Source organism: Alishewanella sp. HL-SH06, assembly GCF_052656265.1.
In genome coordinates this window covers 179,567-192,500 of record NZ_CP199752.1, presented here as the reverse complement: position 1 = coordinate 192,500, position 12,934 = coordinate 179,567, and the positions used below count along the sequence as shown (strand labels likewise).

Genomic DNA, 12,934 nt, shown 5'->3' with positions numbered 1-12,934 from the left:
TTGATCGAAGCCCCGGTAAACGGCGGCCGTAACTATAACGGTCCTAAGGTAGCGAAATTCCTTGTCGGGTAAGTTCCGACCTGCACGAATGGTGTAATGATGGCCAGGCTGTCTCCAGCCGAGACTCAGTGAAATTGAAATTGCGGTGAAGATGCCGTATACCCGCGGCTAGACGGAAAGACCCCGTGAACCTTTACTATAGCTTGGCACTGAACATTGACCCTACATGTGTAGGATAGGTGGGAGGCTTTGAAGTTGGAACGCTAGTTCTGATGGAGCCGTCCTTGAAATACCACCCTTGTATGTTTGATGTTCTAACGTAGGCCCGTGAATCCGGGTTGCGGACAGTGTCTGGTGGGTAGTTTGACTGGGGCGGTCTCCTCCTAAAGAGTAACGGAGGAGCACGAAGGTTGGCTAAGTACGGTCGGACATCGTACGGTTAGTGTAATGGTAGAAGCCAGCTTAACTGCGAGACAGACACGTCGAGCAGGTACGAAAGTAGGTCATAGTGATCCGGTGGTTCTGTATGGAAGGGCCATCGCTCAACGGATAAAAGGTACTCCGGGGATAACAGGCTGATACCGCCCAAGAGTTCATATCGACGGCGGTGTTTGGCACCTCGATGTCGGCTCATCACATCCTGGGGCTGAAGTCGGTCCCAAGGGTATGGCTGTTCGCCATTTAAAGTGGTACGCGAGCTGGGTTTAGAACGTCGTGAGACAGTTCGGTCCCTATCTGCCGTGGGCGTTGGATGATTGAGTGGAGTTGCTCCTAGTACGAGAGGACCGGAGTGAACGAACCGCTGGTGTTCGGGTTGTCATGCCAATGGCATTGCCCGGTAGCTACGTTCGGAACGGATAACCGCTGAAAGCATCTAAGCGGGAAGCCGGCCACAAGATGAGTCATCCCTTAGACTTCGAGTCTACTAAAGGGTCGTTGAAGACCACAACGTTGATAGGTGAGGTGTGGAAGCGTGGTGACACGTTAAGCTAACTCATACTAATTGCCCGAGAGGCTTAACCATACAACGCCCAAGATGTTTTAAGAAAAGAATACAGTGTGAATACTGAGTCAGCTTGCTAAGTTAAAGAACAGACAAACCGTTTTTGCCTGGTGGCAATAGCGCTGTGGAACCACCTGACTCCATTCCGAACTCAGAAGTGAAACGCAGCTGCGACGATGGTAGTGTGGCATTCGCCATGCGAGAGTAGTACACCGCCAGGCACCTCATTGAATAGAAAAGCCCTACTCGCAAGAGTGGGGCTTTTTTATTGGTTGAAATATCTTGAGGCGGTGCACTGCTGGAGCAGGGCGACACCATGCGACAAAAACGTCTGGAACGTTTTTGGACAGCTTTAGCTGGCCGCGCAGCGGCGAACCCCAGGCAAGGGGTGAGCAAAGTAGTACAGCGATGATGGCCCGCACAGTGCAAAATTCGCTGGGGCACGCGGTTAATACGTCCTTGTACGCTCCTCTTTTGCATCCATGCAAAAGACGTCCCCAGCCAAATTCTGCCCTATGCTGTTTCGTGCTAATCGATTTGATCTTTTCATTTAATGTTAACGTCTCTTCATTTCCGCAGGGTCTCTAAACACATTCTGAGCATGGGAAAGGTACCACTGATAAAGCTATGCCACGCATTGCTGCAGGCATCGCATCTTCCTCATAAAGATTTTATCTTTGAGTTAGGGTGAGGTTTAATTCTTAATGTTCGGGTCTATGGGTTGCGGCTTAATAATTCGAACTGCTGATCACTGAGGATCTTTCGATAATGTAAGCCTGCTAAACCTTGTAGACCAACTGTGTTGTAATAAGCGAAGCATCCTTTCCGTTATTTCAATGGTTCCTTTCAACTCATAACGTCTTGATTGAATGATATTGCTATAACAGTTTTGAGCGTTGTTTTATTTGATTAAATACAGATTGGGAGTTAGGGCTTTTAGAATATCCTGATTTGTTAACTTACCTGTAGTACCATCTGTATCGTAGCTTTTGGCTATTCAGTCATCTCATGAATAAAAACTGACTTTGTAATGCTGAGCAGTTATTAATGAAATATAAGCGTGTCATTATATATATAATAAATGCGTAAAACAGTAAGTATATTTCAGATTAATTAAGGGCGTTGCAAGTTACCGTTACTATCAACTTGCCATTCTGTCTTGCCAAGGCTTTTGATGAAATCTGCGACATCTTCTACTGGGCGAGCAGCGATATATTGCTTTTGTGCGTCGAGAAAAATCAGCCAATCGCCTTCAAACTTATTCAAATCAGCTTCGTTTATTTGAATGTGCATGCCCATGTATAACGGTGGCACGTTTTTCCAGCCTTGGGTAATTCGATAGATATAGCGACTGGTATAGTCTAAATGTAAAAAGTTGGCTTGTTCTATAGCGGTAAGTGTTTGTCTATCTGTAATGTTAACAATAGCTATGGTACTACTGCGTTGGGCATAACTTTGCAGTAAAGCGGTGCTCTCTTGTTGTTGACTATTTACAGGGTTGGTCAGCAAGGGTTTTGTAATAGGTTCTGCAATCTCTAATGCAAAACGTTGTAGGGCATATTGATCAAGATAATCTTGATATACCATGGTTTTACTACAATCAACTAATGGCATGGGTTCGCGAGGTTTTAAACTTTGCCAAGCTTTAGCGTGGTTAATTGCAAATAGAAAATTTTGATAAGGAATATTTAAAGTGGCTTCAATGATGCTGGTTAATTCTCGTTTCTCAGGCAAACCCAATATTTGATAGTCTTTGATTTGTTGGCATTGAGCATACTGATCAGCAATAACGTTATAACTGGTTTGGGTATGGATAGCTGTTTGTAATAAGTTTCGCTCAGACAACGTAAGATGATCAAGAGTGGGTGCTGTACTACTGAGCAATAATGAAAATAAGCTAAACATAACGTCTCCGAAAATAAGGTCTTACTTTAGCATTAATAATGTAATGACAATAGTTTAGGCTGAATCTATGTGCTGTATTATTGCTTGTTGCATCAGTTTAATAGCGCAAGCTTTGCCTGAGAGTGAAAACCGTTGGCAAACCACTGCCCAGCTTTGTTTTTGCCAAAGTTTAGCAATGAATACTTGCTGCTGCAGCTTTGATAATACGACCGCGTATTGATTAAACCATTGTAGTAACTCACTAATCACGAGTTCAAAGGGGCGTTGATCTGCACTAAATAATTGCAGATTGGTAAGAGTAAGGGGCGTCATGGCGTGTTGAGTTGGCTGAATAAGTTGCAAGAGCAAATCACTCGCTATATTGCTTGGGTAGTCTGGTAATTCTTGATAAAGGCGCGAAGCAAATTCTAGTTTTAGCTGCTGAACCTTTGATACATTTTCTGCCGATAATGCTTTTAGCATAACCAGTGAAGGCTCCGCACTCGCTTTATCTAGCTGCATGCCGAGTCGAATAGCCGCAAAGCCCGCTTTTTGCCAAAAACGCACTAAATCAGCGGAAGCAGCAAAGCTACTGCCAACATAATGATAGCCTTGTTGCTGCAATGGCTTTTCTAATCGAGTTAGCAACTGACTTCCTAATTGCTGTCGTTGCAAATGAGGTTGCACCGCAATACGCATAATGCGCGCCAATTTAACGGTGGCTAATGCCGGGCTGGCCAAATGAAAAGCCAGATTTTGTGCTAATAAATGTCCTTGGATCCGGCGCTCTCCTTGATAGATTGCTTGGCTTAGCGCGTCATCGATCTCTCCCTCTTGGCTGATCAGGGCACAGGCCAGTAATTGTTTATCTTGTTCAAGGGTATAAACACTCAATGCTGGGTTATCTAGCAGTGCTGCCAGATCTTTTACCTGCGTTTGATAATGCGCAAAGCTCAACAAACCAAAGACTTGTTGTAGTTTCTTTGGTTCCGCTAGCCAGTCGCTGGCGTGATAATGTTTGAGTTCAAGGCTTTCAGCAGTGAGCGTCACGGCAGTCTCATCTGTCTGCTTTAAAAGAAAGCTTGATCTAATGATTTGTTCTAGCGGATCTTGTGCTTGATAACGGATAGGTTGAGTTAAACGTAATAATCGCCAATTCGGGCAGCGTTTCGTCAAATAAGGTTGAAAACGTAATTGAAAACCGCGGCCGGTGCCTTCGTAACCATGCTCGGTACTAGCAAAGACGATACGACTATAATGGTTTAGTAATTGTTGTAGTAAGGGCGTGGGTATTGCTGCCGCTTCGTCGATCAATAATAATTCGGCTTCGGGTTGTGAAGCTAATAACTCATCTACAGCAACAAAGCGCAGTGCCGATGAAGCAGAAGCCTCATGTTCGGTAAGTTGCGCAAAATGTGCTAAGGCGACTGCCGCTTGTGCCTTTGCCGGTGCGGTGATCAGTATGTGCTTTTTCCCTGATAGGGCTAAGTGTGCCGCGGCAATACCTAATGCTGCTGATTTACCACAGCCGCGATCGGCAAGTAATAATAATGGCCTGCGCCGATGGCCTGATACGACGTTTAAAATAGCGCTAACTGCGGTAGCTTGTTCAGACGTTTTATAAGGCATGGCAACGTCTAATGTTGCGGAGGTTGCCTCTGCCTTAGGCCAAGTTAAGTCATTAAAAAGTGTTGTGGCGTTGCCGCGCAAAACATTAGCTTGGTGTAATTGCCCAAGCCAAAACGCTATAAAGTAACCAGGGTAATCAGTGGGGGTTGGGTAAGAGCGTAAACGATGATGTGCTGGGTTAGCGAGTTGCTGCCATTGTAATGACTCAGGTGCTAATAATAACCAGAGACCGCCTGCGGTGAGCGCACCCGCACTTGCGGCAACTTTGTCGGCATCAAAACCACTAAAGGCATTAATAATTAAGCAGTCACACTCAATTCCCAATAGTTGATGCGCTTTGTATTGTCCGATGTTCTGGCATTGCGCTGGTGTATTTGCGCCTAGCCACCAACTATGCGCAGGTTGTAGTGCCATTAACAAATGTTGTGCTTGAGCCAGTAACGACTTTTCATCACCTTGCAAAATAACCGGTAGGCGAATGCGGCAAGCTGCCGCCTTAGCTAACGCTTGTTGCAGTGCAGCAAGCATTTGTTAAACCGCCTCGAGTCGTGCATAAGCGGTCATTAACCATTTGCTACCTAACTGGTCAAAGTTCACTTGAATACGTGACTGTGGGCCGCTACCTTCATAATTTAACACCGTGCCTTCGCCAAACTTTTCGTGTAACACGCGTTGACCCAGTTTAAAGCCAGTATTTTCAAAAGCGCTATGGCTGGCGGCATTACTGTATCGGTTGAGCTGTGCTGGGCGACTGACTTGCGTGGTTAAACGGATCTCTTCAACACAATCATCCGGGATTTCGCGTAAAAAACGTGAGGGTTTTGGGTATTGCTCTTGACCGTATAAACGACGGCTTTGCGCATGGCATAAATACAGTTTTTGCATTGCTCGCGTCATGCCGACATAACAGAGGCGACGTTCCTCTTCTAACCGTGTTGGATCATCACCACTTTGCTGGCTTGGAAACATACCTTCTTCTAAACCACACATAAATACTAACGGAAACTCTAAGCCTTTAGCGGAATGTAAGGTCATTAATTGTACGGCATCAGAATGTTCTTCTGCTTGGTATTCACCTGCTTCGAGCGCGGCTTGTGATAAGAAGGCTGCTAACGGGGTCATTTCTTCTTGCAGCACACTGTCGAAGTTCTGACAGGCGGTAACCAATTCATTTAAGTTTTCTATCCGAGTTTGGGCTTTTTCCCCTTTCTCGGCTTGATACATTGCATATAATCCCGACTGCTTAATCACTTGCTCGGCTTGTTCGTGTAACGGTAGCTCGTTAAGATCGGTATCTAATTGCGTGATCAACTGCATAAACTGCTCAATCGCATTAGCTGCTCGGCCACTGAGTTGTTTTTCTGCGAGCATTTGCTCAAGGGCTTGCCATAAGGTCTGTTGGCTAGCACGAGCCTGCTGGCGTACCTTGTTCATGGTGGTTTCACCGATGCCCCGCGCCGGAGTGTTAATTACCCGTTCCATCGCCGCATCATCTTGCCGATTATTCAATAAGCGCAGATAGGCTAAAGCGTCTTTGATTTCTTGTCGTTCATAGAAGCGTAAGCCACCGTATATCCGATAGTGTAATCCTTCTTGGATTAAGGCTTCTTCTAATACCCGCGATTGCGCGTTATTACGATATAAGATAGCGCTTTCGGTAAGTGGATTACCTTTGTTATGCCAATCGCGAATGCGACTGACAATAAAGCGCGCTTCGTCGAGTTCATTAAAAGCGTTGTAAGAAGAAATGGTTTCGCCTTCACTGCCGTCGGTCCATAGATCTTTACCGAGTCGACCACTGTTATTACTGATCACTGCGTTGGCCGCTTTAAGAATAGTGGCAGTAGAACGATAGTTTTGTTCAAGGCGGATCGTATCGGCACCAGCAAAGTCTTTTAAAAATTGCTGAATATTTTCGACTTTTGCGCCGCGCCAACCATAGATAGATTGGTCATCGTCACCTACGATCATCACCTTGGCACTGCTGCCGGCCAGTAAGCGTAACCAGTTATATTGAATAGCATTGGTGTCTTGAAACTCATCAACCAGAATATGCCGAAAACGTTGTTGGTAGTGGTTTCTGACGGCATCATGTGTTTTCAATAATTCAAAACTGCGTAGTAAAATTTCGGCAAAGTCGACTAAGCCAGCACGGTCACACATATCTTGGTAAGCCGCATAAATTTTAACCATTTGTTGTAAGCTAAAATCAGCACCGGCATCAATCATGCCTGGGCGTTGCCCTTCGTCTTTGCGGGCATTGATAAACCATTGAATTTGTTTGGCAGGCCAATGCTTTTCATCCAGATTCAGAGCTTTTAATACACGTTTGACTAAGCGATGCTGATCATCAGAGTCTATGATTTGAAAGCTTTGTGGCAAGTTAGCTTCTTGATAATGCGCGCGCAACATACGATGAGATAAACCGTGGAAGGTCCCCATCCATAAGTTATTTAAGCTAACGCCAATGGTGCTCTCAATCCGACCACGCATTTCTTGCGAGGCTTTATTGGTAAAGGTAACAGCGAGCAAGCTGTAAGGGGCCACTCTCTCTACCTGCATTAACCAGGCTAAACGATGCACCAGCACCCGGGTTTTACCACTACCGGCGCCAGCAAGTACCAGCATATGTTGTGGCGGTGCCGCCACGGCATCGCGTTGTTTATCGTTTAGCCCGTCCAGCAGGTAAGAAACATCCATTCGTCGCTCTCGATTCGCTATTTTTAACCATTATAACAGCCTTGGTCTAAGCGCCAAGTCATACGCGTGGTATTAGTGTATAAATAACCAGTTATATTAGGTCGCGCAGTTGCTGTAATTGGTTAAAGTGCAAGTGAGGTAAAATTGACACCGGCGTTTGGTAATGGTCAAGCCACGCCGCCTGGCAACCCGCATTTAGGGCACCCATCACATCAGCGCGATGGCTATCACCAATATGCAATATAGCACTGGGTTGCACAGCTAAACGTTGAGCTGCAACTAAAAAGAGATCGGCATAAGGCTTCATGCGGCCATCAGGGCCGGCTTGCAAGCTAAATTCAAATAAGTCGCCAAGCCCCATTTTTTTGATACAGGCATTACCGTTAGTGATGGCAATCAGTTGATAACGGCTGGCTAGACTTACCAGCAGTTCTGTTACTTCAGGTAACACGCTAATGGTCGTACGTGCATCCCAAAACGCTTGATATGCTAACTCGGCAATTTCGCCTGCTTCGCAAGATGTTAAGCCTAATGTCACTAAACCTGCCTCAACACCCAGTAAGCGCCAGCGGCCAATATCGTGGCGAATGTCGGGGTTGTTTTTCGCTAATAAACGGCGTTGCTGCCACCAAAAATCACTGTGGGTATTTTTTGTCAGAGGGGCATGCATATGCAGGCTTTGCAACATAGCGGCTTCAGCGGCGGCGATCACTGGTTTGTTGTCGTACAGGGTATCGTCCAAATCGAAAGACAATACCGAAATAGGTTGTAAGGCTTTAAATAATTGCATTATTTCTTCCTGGCCCTTGGATGGGCGCTATCATAAACCTTGGCCAGATGCTGAAAATCGAGGTGAGTATACACCTGGGTGGTGCTGAGATTGGCATGGCCCAATAGCTCTTGTACGCCGCGAAGGTCACCACTGGATTGCAATAAATGGCTGGCAAATGAATGGCGTAGCATATGCGGGTGTAAATGTTGGCCTAAGCCTTGTTGTTTAGCCCAATGCAGCACGCGCTCGCGCACTTGCCTTGGAGAAATACGTTGATGCTCAATACTTAAAAAAAGTGCATTGCGGTCTTGTTCGGCAGTGCTGTCGGTGAGAAGCGACGGGCGCATGTTTAACCAAGCCTGCAACGCACGAAGTGCTAACGAACCAACCGGAATTTGGCGTTGCTTATTACCCTTACCGGTAACACGAATTAAGGCTTCACCCTGATTTAAGTCGTTCAGATTAATCGCCACTAATTCGGCTAAACGTAAACCGGAAGAGTAAAACAACTCCAGCATGGCTTTATCGCGGCACGCCAAAATATCTTCAGAGCTATCAAAACTGAGCAATTGACTGAGTTGTTCAATTTCGAGTTGTTTCGGTAAGGTTTTGCTAGCTTTGGGTAATTTTAAAGATAGCGCCGGATTCTCGCGGGTTAAATGGGCTTGTTGTGCCCAGCGATAAAAGCTTCGTAAAGACGACGCGCTAAGTGCCAAGCTACGGGCACTGAGCCCTGCTTTGCGAAATTGCAGCAATTGCTGTTGGATATGCGCTTGGCTTAATTTAAACCAACTTTCATGTGCAGGCTGTAAGGCATACGCGAGTTTGCTAAGTTGCTGCTGATAGGTTTGTAACGTCTGTTTGCTGTAACCGCGTTCCAGCCTTAAATAGCTTAAAAACTGCTGCACCGGCTCAGACCAGTGCAGCGGTAGCTCAGCTTTTGACATAAGGCGGTAACACCAAGGCTAACAAGGTAACCAAGTGGCTTAAAAACAACACATCCATACCCGGTTGAAAGTGCTCATCTTGCTCACTACCAAACGCCAAAATAGCCAATGGCTCATTGGCATGGTCAATGCGAAGTAGGGCTACCGAATGCACTTTCGCAGGAAAAATGCCTTGTTGCTCTTCTTTATTTAAACGGCCTAAATAAACCGACTGTTGCTGCAAGCGGCGGCTTAATAACAGTTCATAGGGGGCTAAATCTTGTTGGCCATTTTCTAAACCTAACAAACGACAATGCTTCACTAAGGGCATGGTATCAGCAAATTGCTGTAACGCTGCGGTCAGTTGTTTAAAGCTCGTTGCTTGGTGAATAGCGATATGCAAGGCATTAAGAGCGATGAAGATATGTTCGTTTTGCCGTGCTACCGACATTAAGCGTGTTATATCTTCTTCAAGGAGATGAATTTTTTCACGTTGTAATTCAAGTTGTCGCTCGACTAATGACACTGTTCCGCGTTGTTGATGCGGTAAACGCAATTGCGGCAGTAAATCAGGATAGTGCTGAAAAAAATCAGGGTGCTGTTGTAAGTAATCGAGCACCACAGAAGCGGCGAGCAGCTCTTTTTTCTGGATCAGGCTGTCTGTCATAAGGATAATTGTCCATCAAATACATGTTCTGCGGGGCCGGTCATTTTTACCTGTGTACCCGGTCCGTTCCAACGAATTTGTAGGCTGCCACCAGGTAAGTCAACGCGAACCTGTTGCCCCAGTTTCTTTTGAAGTTGGCCTACTACTACCGCAGCACAAGCGCCTGTGCCACAGGCTAAGGTTTCACCAGCACCGCGCTCCCACACTCGCAACTTAATATGGTGTTGGTTTAGCACTTCCATAAAGCCAATATTGGCTTTTTCTGGAAAACGCTCATGCGTTTCCAGTTGTGGCCCCAGCGTGTGTACATCGGCTGTGGCAACATCAGGCACATCAAGCACCGCATGCGGGTTGCCCATTGAAGCGACACCGCAAAATACGGTTTGTTGCTCTGTTAGCATAATGTAGGTCGCTTCTTGTTTTTGGGCTTTAAACGGCACTTTGGCCGGTTCAAGTTGTGGGATCCCCATATTCACCGTGACTTGACCGTCTTGTTCCACATACAAGGTGATTTTGCCTGATTTGGTACTGACGTTGATCTTAGTTTTATTGGTTAAACCACGATAGCGCACAAATTTAGCAAAGCAGCGGGCGCCATTGCCGCATTGTTCGACTTCTGATCCATCAGCATTAAAAATCCGATAATGAAAATCCAGATCCGGATCGTAAGGCGGCTCAACCATGAGTAGCTGATCAAAGCCGATGCCAAAGTTACGGTCGGCTAATTTTTTGATCTGCTCTTTGGTTAAAAAGACATTCTGACTGACTGCGTCAATCATAATAAAGTCGTTGCCTAAACCGTGCATCTTGGTGAAATTAAGTAACATATGAGCCCTAAATGCTTAGTCTGCGAGCAATTGTTCGCCACGCCATAAATCTTGCCATTGTTCACGGGCACGGATCAGGTGGCTGCGTGCGCCATCCACCATGATTTCAGCAGCTCGCGGGCGGCTATTATAATTCGAGCTCATGGTAAAACCGTAAGCCCCCGCAGAGCGCACGGCTAATAAATCGCCTTCACGAATGGCAAGCAGCCTGTCTTTACCTAAAAAGTCGCCTGTTTCACAGACCGGGCCCACCACATCATAAGTTTGTGGTGTCAGGTTTTGCTGTATGACTACCGGTACAATGTTCATCCAAGCACTATACAAAGCGGGGCGAATTAAGTCGTTCATCGCCGCATCAACGATGGCAAAGTGCTTTTCTTGTCCTGGTTTTAAGAACTCAACCTTCGTCAGTAACACCCCTGCGTTTGCAGTGATGGCCCGGCCAGGTTCCATAATCAGCTCTAACTCAGGATAGTCTTTTAAGCGCTCGACCACTTTTTTAATATAGTCTGAAGGTTGCGGCGGTTGTTCTTGGTCATAAGTTACTCCTAAGCCACCACCAATATCGATATGCTTTAATGCGATACCATCGGCACGAAGTTGAGTGATCAGCGCCAGCAGTTTTTCTAAGGCATCTAAGAATGGCTGTGTTTCAGTGAGTTGAGAGCCGATATGACAATCTACGCCAACCAACTCGATATGGCTTAGTTGCTTGGCATCACGATAAATCTCTGCGGCTAATAAAATATCGATACCAAATTTGTTCGCTTTTAAACCGGTCGAAATATAAGGGTGCGTTTTCGCATCGATATCGGGGTTAACGCGCAGCGATACTGGGGCTTTTTTATTCAGCGACTTTGCCACCTCTTGTAAGCGGTGTAATTCACTCACTGATTCAACATTAAAGCATTTAATACCGAGTTGTAACGCAAAGTGCATTTCTTCAGCGGTTTTACCTACGCCAGAAAAGACCACTTTGGCTGGATCACCACCGGCAGCAATGACTCGACGTAACTCACCGGCAGAAACTAAATCAAAACCACTACCGAGTCGAGCCAGTATATTTAACACGGCTAAGTTGCTGTTGGCTTTTACAGCATAACAAACGAGACTGTGCGGATGCTGCGCGGCGGCATCGGCAAAGGCATGATAATGCCGTTCAATGGTGGCTTTAGAATAGACATAGGTTGGTGTGCCATAATTGGCCGCAATTTCTGACAGAGCAACTTGCTCTGCAAATAAGGTATCACCCTGATAATTAAAGTAATCCAATCTCGTCACCCTTGTTCTTCAGATTGTGTTGATATCTTTTGCGATGCGGGCTCTGCCACTTCTGGCTCGGCCTGTGGTAAGGTAAGTGGGCCTTTCTGGCCGCAAGCCGTAAGCAGAGCAGCGCATAATAGTCCGCTAAATAGCAGGCGTAACGGGCGTGAAATTCGCTGAGCGTACATGGTTTTTATTTCATTAATTAATTGACGCTCTATAATCGCATCCTTAGCAGTAAAAGCAAACAGGTGAAGCAGATGAATGACCTAGAATATGATGAATTAGCTGACCAAATGTTGTTAGCGGTAGAAGATGGCATCGAGCAACAGGACCTTGATCTGGATTATGAGTCGAATGGTGGTTTGTTGAGTATTGAGTTTCCCGACAAAAGTAAAATCATCATTAACAAACAACCGCCACTACACCAGCTATGGGTTGCAACTAAGTTTAACGGCCATCACTTTGAATGGCGCGATGGCCAATGGATTGATAATCGTACCGGTATTGAATTCTGGCAATTAGTTAACGAGGCCGCTTCTAAACAAGCGGGTGCAACAGTTGTGTTGGGGCCGCAATAACATGGCATTACTTCCTTTTGTTGATGTACCGGCACAAGGCACGGCTCAAGCCGTTGTAGTTTGGCTACATGGTTTAGGCGATTCTGGTCACGGTTTTGCACCGATAGTACCGGAGTTGCGTTTACCTACGAATGCCGGTATTCGTTTTATATTTCCACATGCACCTGAAATTCCGGTAACGATAAATGGCGGTATGCGGATGCGGGCTTGGTACGATATTAAAACCATGGATTTGACCAATCGCGCAGATGAAGCTGGCGTAAGGCAATCAGCTATCGCGGTCACGGCATTGCTCGATAAATTAATCAGCTCAGGTGTCCCGAGTGAACGCATTATGCTGGCGGGCTTTAGTCAGGGTGGCGTGATTGCACTGCACTTATTACCGCGTTTGCCTTATAAGTTGGCGGGTTTTATGGCGTTATCTACCTACATGGCTTGCCCCGATAAGCTGAGCGCAGAGCAGTTGAGCCACAACAAAAATACGCCGGTATTTATCGCACACGGTACTCAAGACCCTGTTGTGCCAATGGCTGCTGGTCAGCAGGCTTACAATACCTATAAAGCTGCTGGCTTTAACGTCAGCTGGCGCGATTATCGGATGCCGCACAGTGTTTGTGCGCAAGAAGTGGATGAAATCAGCCGCTTTATTCAAAGTCGCCTGATCAATAAGGCAGAGGTATAA

The 12,934-nt window shown here is 46.1% G+C and carries 11 protein-coding genes and 2 rRNA genes (1 of these 13 only partly in view); 4 read left to right on the top strand and 9 right to left on the bottom strand.

The window, feature by feature from the left end:
• Positions 1–1,024, top strand: a 23S ribosomal RNA gene (locus ACUJFK_RS00920); it begins 1,861 nt to the left of the window's first position.
• Between the two features lie 85 nt (positions 1,025–1,109).
• Positions 1,110–1,224: ribosomal RNA gene (gene rrf / locus ACUJFK_RS00915) — 5S ribosomal RNA — on the top strand.
• Positions 1,225–2,116: 892 nt separating this feature from the next.
• Here the strand turns inward: rrf and ACUJFK_RS00910 are convergent.
• The 9 genes from ACUJFK_RS00910 to lptM all read right to left on the bottom strand — a co-directional run bounded on the left by ACUJFK_RS00910 (position 2,117) and on the right by lptM (position 11,859).
• Positions 2,117–2,908 carry a hypothetical protein gene (locus ACUJFK_RS00910; protein ID WP_445425787.1) on the bottom strand — a complete coding sequence of 264 codons (792 nt, stop codon included), beginning with the start codon at positions 2,906–2,908 and terminating at the stop codon, positions 2,117–2,119.
• Positions 2,909–2,962: 54 nt separating this feature from the next.
• Positions 2,963–5,044, bottom strand: a complete 2,082-nt coding sequence (locus ACUJFK_RS00905) for a GNAT family N-acetyltransferase (RefSeq protein ID WP_445425786.1) — start codon at positions 5,042–5,044, stop codon at positions 2,963–2,965.
• A 3-nt stretch (positions 5,045–5,047) separates the two neighbouring features.
• Positions 5,048–7,216: a DNA helicase II gene (gene uvrD, locus ACUJFK_RS00900; protein WP_445425785.1), complete on the bottom strand. Its 2,169-nt coding sequence runs from the start codon at positions 7,214–7,216 to the stop codon at positions 5,048–5,050.
• Positions 7,217–7,307: 91 nt separating this feature from the next.
• Entirely contained in the window at positions 7,308–8,006 is a 699-nt protein-coding gene (locus tag ACUJFK_RS00895) for an HAD-IA family hydrolase (protein ID WP_306178655.1), read from the bottom strand.
• Positions 8,006–8,935 (bottom strand): tyrosine recombinase XerC, encoded by a 930-nt coding sequence (gene xerC / locus ACUJFK_RS00890; RefSeq protein ID WP_445425784.1) that lies wholly within the window; start codon positions 8,933–8,935, stop codon positions 8,006–8,008. The genes ACUJFK_RS00895 and xerC overlap by 1 nt, the downstream gene beginning before the upstream one ends.
• Entirely contained in the window at positions 8,922–9,581 is a 660-nt protein-coding gene (locus ACUJFK_RS00885; RefSeq protein ID WP_306178653.1) for a DUF484 family protein, read from the bottom strand. The genes xerC and ACUJFK_RS00885 overlap by 14 nt, the downstream gene beginning before the upstream one ends.
• On the bottom strand, positions 9,578–10,408 hold the full coding sequence (gene dapF, locus ACUJFK_RS00880; RefSeq protein ID WP_445425783.1) for a diaminopimelate epimerase: 831 nt from the start codon (positions 10,406–10,408) through the stop codon (positions 9,578–9,580). The genes ACUJFK_RS00885 and dapF overlap by 4 nt, the downstream gene beginning before the upstream one ends.
• 15 nt (positions 10,409–10,423) lie before the next feature.
• The gene (gene lysA / locus ACUJFK_RS00875; protein WP_226751434.1) at positions 10,424–11,680 is read right to left on the bottom strand and encodes a diaminopimelate decarboxylase; all 1,257 of its coding nucleotides are present in this window, start codon (positions 11,678–11,680) and stop codon (positions 10,424–10,426) included.
• A gap of 5 nt (positions 11,681–11,685) precedes the next feature.
• On the bottom strand, positions 11,686–11,859 hold the full coding sequence (gene lptM / locus ACUJFK_RS00870) for an LPS translocon maturation chaperone LptM (protein WP_226751433.1): 174 nt from the start codon (positions 11,857–11,859) through the stop codon (positions 11,686–11,688).
• 72 nt (positions 11,860–11,931) lie between these two features.
• Here lptM and cyaY point away from each other — a divergent pair, with 72 nt between their 5' ends.
• Both cyaY and ACUJFK_RS00860 read left to right on the top strand, forming a co-directional pair.
• Positions 11,932–12,252 (top strand): iron donor protein CyaY, encoded by a 321-nt coding sequence (cyaY, locus tag ACUJFK_RS00865; RefSeq protein ID WP_226751432.1) that lies wholly within the window; start codon positions 11,932–11,934, stop codon positions 12,250–12,252.
• Position 12,253: 1 nt separating this feature from the next.
• Complete coding sequence (locus ACUJFK_RS00860) at positions 12,254–12,934, top strand: alpha/beta hydrolase (RefSeq protein ID WP_445425782.1); 681 nt, start codon at positions 12,254–12,256, stop codon at positions 12,932–12,934.

Coding starts and splice junctions, on each gene's coding strand:
- ACUJFK_RS00910 (WP_445425787.1), bottom strand. CDS start 2,908: ATGTTTAGCTTATTTTCATTATTGCTCAGTAGTACAGCACCCACTCTT.
- ACUJFK_RS00905 (WP_445425786.1), bottom strand. CDS start 5,044: ATGCTTGCTGCACTGCAACAAGCGTTAGCTAAGGCGGCAGCTTGCCGC.
- uvrD (WP_445425785.1), bottom strand. CDS start 7,216: ATGGATGTTTCTTACCTGCTGGACGGGCTAAACGATAAACAACGCGAT.
- ACUJFK_RS00895 (WP_306178655.1), bottom strand. CDS start 8,006: ATGCAATTATTTAAAGCCTTACAACCTATTTCGGTATTGTCTTTCGAT.
- xerC (WP_445425784.1), bottom strand. CDS start 8,935: ATGTCAAAAGCTGAGCTACCGCTGCACTGGTCTGAGCCGGTGCAGCAG.
- ACUJFK_RS00885 (WP_306178653.1), bottom strand. CDS start 9,581: ATGACAGACAGCCTGATCCAGAAAAAAGAGCTGCTCGCCGCTTCTGTG.
- dapF (WP_445425783.1), bottom strand. CDS start 10,408: ATGTTACTTAATTTCACCAAGATGCACGGTTTAGGCAACGACTTTATT.
- lptM (WP_226751433.1), bottom strand. CDS start 11,859: ATGTACGCTCAGCGAATTTCACGCCCGTTACGCCTGCTATTTAGCGGA.
- cyaY (WP_226751432.1), top strand. CDS start 11,932: ATGAATGACCTAGAATATGATGAATTAGCTGACCAAATGTTGTTAGCG.
- ACUJFK_RS00860 (WP_445425782.1), top strand. CDS start 12,254: ATGGCATTACTTCCTTTTGTTGATGTACCGGCACAAGGCACGGCTCAA.